The organism is Anaerotignum sp. (genome assembly GCF_030625865.1).
Classification (GTDB): domain Bacteria; phylum Bacillota; class Clostridia; order Lachnospirales; family Anaerotignaceae; genus Chakrabartyella.
In genome coordinates, this window is sequence record NZ_DAOUQB010000084.1 from 1 (window position 1) to 2,840 (window position 2,840).

The 2,840-nt window shown below is 38.1% G+C and carries 3 protein-coding genes and 1 riboswitch; all 3 genes read left to right on the forward strand.

Going from position 1 to position 2,840, the window contains the following annotated elements:
* Positions 1-222: 222 nt before the first annotated feature.
* Positions 223-296: riboswitch (cyclic di-GMP riboswitch) on the forward strand.
* Between the two features lie 118 nt (positions 297-414).
* On the forward strand, positions 415-930 hold the full coding sequence (locus P9Q65_RS13220) for a hypothetical protein (RefSeq protein WP_304509994.1): 516 nt from the start codon (positions 415-417) through the stop codon (positions 928-930).
* 260 nt (positions 931-1,190) lie between these two features.
* Positions 1,191-1,658, forward strand: coding sequence for a MarR family winged helix-turn-helix transcriptional regulator (locus tag P9Q65_RS13225; protein ID WP_304509995.1), 468 nt, complete (start codon positions 1,191-1,193; stop codon positions 1,656-1,658).
* A gap of 55 nt (positions 1,659-1,713) precedes the next feature.
* A partial coding sequence (locus tag P9Q65_RS13230) for a nitrilase-related carbon-nitrogen hydrolase (protein WP_304509997.1) occupies positions 1,714-2,840 on the forward strand: 1,127 nt, incomplete at its 3' end.

The following is a 2,840-nucleotide window of genomic DNA, read 5'->3' on the forward strand; positions in this document are numbered from 1 at the left end:
ATTTTCTTTCTCAGAGTAAGTCCATAGCAGACTTCAAATCTTAATTTTTGGGAAAACTTAAGATAGAGTGTCAACGCTGGTTTTTCCAATTGAAGGTTATTACGATACATCTTCAGTTCTCATAATTCGCTTATCCTTGTGATTGCCAATGGTATCATTCACTACGTTTGACTTTCATTTTCTTGGAGTGGTATAATTTAAAATGAGGGGAGCATGTAACAAATAAGCTATAGCCAAACCTGCCGCGAGGGAGGGACGGAAAGCCACGGGTCTATTGCGATAGCCGGGGTGCCTAGTCAATAGGTAGCTCGGCTTTTTGCTTTTTATGTACAAGATGACTCTGAAAATAAATCCATATCATTGATGAATGTTTTGCCCCCTAGTTAATTAACCCATGCCAAAGGAGAAAAGATTATGAAGATAGCTATAAAGTATATTATTACATTGTTTGTTCTTATGCTGTTTTTACCTTTGATTGCTAACGCTGATACTAAGAAACTTCGCCTTCAAACCTATTTGACCAAGTTAGACGTTATCCCCATAGGCTTTGTGAAAGCGCCTGCGTTTGCAATCATGGAAAGAAGAGGTGTTGCAGTATACGAAGATGGTGAGGTGGCAACCTATCTTATGAGAGGCACCGGCAGATTTACTCCCAAAGGTGGGACAGCAGAAGGTTTTTCTCAATATACGTACAATGACGGATCTACGAGTGTAGTAAAATGGCAGGCACAGCTTGTTAAGAAAGAAGGTGACAAGTTAATGGCTGTATCGGGTAAAGGTTCATACGTAAGCGGCACTGGTCGGCTGAAGGGAATACAGGGAGATATGACGTTCACCGGAAAATATGTAACTCCTTACTCGAAAGAAAAGGGGATGTTAGGTGATATGATTGTTGATGTTATCTCCAATTATACTCTCCCCCCAAAATAGTAAAAACTCATACTTGATATTTTTTTGCAATAATATTGATTAGCCCTCGGTCATTCCGGTCGAGGGTTTTCTTTTAAATGAATCGCACCCTATTACGATACATCTCAACCTCATCAATTTATAATCCACATAATATTTCCACCTCGAATCTCTTTGTGACAAGACATTCGTGATAACAAAATATCTATGCCTTTTTATCACCCAGAAAATATGTGAAAAGATTACTTGCAAAAAGTGTTAAGTAGCTTTACACTTTATATATGGCTAAAGTAGATAAGATTCACGACTTTAAGGAAACCTTCCTTAGAATTATTAATAAATTTAAGGTATTAGAAAAAATACCAATTGATCATGGCACCGGTGACCTACTCTATGCATCTGAAATTAATACTTTGGAAATCATTGGTAAATTTCCCGGCATTAATTTGACGCAACTTGCCGAAAAGAAAGGAGTAACAAAAAGTGCAGTGTCACAAATCGTAGCAAAACTTGTCAAGAAACAGCTCGTTACTAAAAATCAATCCCCTAACCATGAGAAGGTATTTTTCTTAGAGTTGACCAATTCAGGAGAGGTTGCGTTTAAAAATCATGAGAAGTTTCATGAAAAATACGATTTGCCTATGATAGAGAAACTAAATGGTATGAATGATAAACAATTTGACCAGGTGGCAGAGATTTTTGAAATGCTGGAAAGCACAATTGATAATTACCTTAAAGATTTAAAATAATTTTTTTTGCTCAAAGTGTTAAGCTGCTAAACATTTTGGAAACAGAGGGGTATGTATGAAGATAGAATCACAAGAAAGCGTTAAATTGTCATATAGTTGGCTGGTTTTAGGCACTGTCATGATGTATTTTTCAAACTGGAACTGGGCTGTCCCTCTTGCTACATGGCTATTTTCACTGTTTCTTATTCGTTTTTCACGTACCCAGAAAAAGAGAACAGGGTTACCAATACTTTGCGTAGTCAGCATAATAGTTGGCATAGCTTCAATGTGGAAGCTGCTGGCAATAGGAGCAATTCCACCCTCATTTAGAATTATTTCAGGAGTGGCGGTTGGAATAGTTTTCTTTCTTCCATTTTTAGCTGACCGCCTCATCACACCCAAAATAACAGGGTTTGTAGCTACTTTGGTTTTTCCATGTAGCTGGACAGCCCTGGAGTACATAAAATCATTAGGGAATGGGAGTTGGGGATCTCTTGCGTATACTCAATATGGCAATCTACCGTTAATGCAACTTGTCTCAATCACTGGAATTTGGGGACTGGCATTTTTAATCACATGGTTTGCATCTGTTGTAAATTTTGCATGGGAACAACAATTTTCCTGGCTCAAAATCCGCAAAGTCGTAAGCATTTATAGTTTAATCTTTCTCTTTGTTTTTTTGTATGGCTATAGCCGTCTTGCATCTTCAGCGGAACCAACTGATAAAATATGCGTAGCAACTGTGACAAGTCAGCAAGATTTCGTTTCAAGATTCTATGAACCAGATTGGACAGACAGAAAACTGGCCTATAAGACCATGCAAAAGGATCTTGACTATTTTTTGGATACGACAAGAAAATCAGCCCGTGCAGGAGCCCAAATAGTATTTTGGCAAGAATATGCTCTATCAGTGATGGAAGAAAATGAGGAGCAATTTGTTGATCGCATCAAGAAGTTTGCTCGTGATGAGCAAATTTATCTCGGGGTGGCAATTGGCCTGTTTCCGTTAAATTATCCAGATAAGCCATGGCAAAACAAACTCATATGGGTTGACCGAGACGGACAAGTAATTGATGAATATTTAAAATTAAAGCCAGCACCACCCTTGGAACCCATTATCCCTGGTGAAGGTGGAATTTCAATTTTAGATACAGCCTATGGGAAGATAGCATCAATCATATGTGCTGATTTGGATTATCCCAG

Bases quoted from the DNA above. Each gene is read 5' to 3' on its own strand.
- P9Q65_RS13220 (WP_304509994.1), top strand. From the start codon at position 415: ATGAAGATAGCTATAAAGTATATTATTACATTGTTTGTTCTTATGCTG.
- P9Q65_RS13225 (WP_304509995.1), top strand. From the start codon at position 1,191: ATGGCTAAAGTAGATAAGATTCACGACTTTAAGGAAACCTTCCTTAGA.